Annotated in this window: 1 pseudogene; it reads right to left on the bottom strand. The window is 59.5% G+C overall.

Annotation, left to right across the window (positions count from 1 at the left end):
- Window positions 1-60 precede the first annotated feature (60 nt).
- Window positions 61-763: pseudogene (locus tag E4K09_RS19755) on the bottom strand (IS6 family transposase).
- Window positions 764-815: the final 52 nt, after the last annotated feature.

Genomic DNA, 815 nt, shown 5'->3' with positions numbered 1-815 from the left:
GGGCGTTGTCACATTAACTGATGGCGGACGCACTGAGGCAAATGCGTTCAACTGACGGGCTCACGCGGCAACGCAGGTTACAGACTTCCACGCCGCCGTGGCATTGAGGCGGTGAAGGTGGGTAGCAAGGGCAGAGCGGCGGGAACGGGGCGGAACGAAGAGATTGCGGACGGCAGAGAATACGCTAACAAATCTCTGCAGGCCGCCTAGTGATCGGAACCCCTGCATTGCGTGCTCACGTTTTCGCAGTGGGAGATGCGAGTTCTCCGCGCGATTGTTGAGGCCCTTGTGCGAGCGATGCTCAACCGCCGGCATGATCTGGCGCCGGGCGGCCGCATAGGAGCCCAGCTTGTCCGTAATCATCCGTCGAGGGGGGCAGCCCTGCTTCTTCAACAGACGCTTCAACAAGCGTTTGGCTGCTTTGGTATCGCGCCGCGTCTGGACGATCTCATCGAGGGTACAGCCATCCTGATCGACGGGCTCGCCACAGCCAGTGCTTTTGGCCGGCAATGGTGATTACAACCTCGTCGAGATGCCAAATGTCGCGTCGGCTTGGCTTCTTGCGTTTCAGGCGGCGGGCGTAATCGGGCCCAAACTTCAGAGCCCATCGCCGGACAGTCTCATAGGAGACGAGAATGCCGCGCTCCAGGAGCATCTCCTCAACCAGCCGCAGGCTCAATGGGAACCTGAAATAGAGCCATACCGCGTGGGCAATGATCTCGGATGGGAAGCGATGGCGCTTGTAGCTGACAGGTTTGATCATGCCGGCCCATCTACACGGCTTGCTCTCATGCCTGAGTTAATGTGACGATGCC

Origin of the sequence: Microvirga pakistanensis, from assembly GCF_004458765.1 — a bacterium.
GTDB classification, from domain to species: Bacteria; Pseudomonadota; Alphaproteobacteria; order Rhizobiales; family Beijerinckiaceae; genus Microvirga; species Microvirga pakistanensis.
The sequence above is the reverse complement of the archived record's forward strand: the minus strand, read 5'-3'. Positions and strand labels throughout refer to the sequence as shown.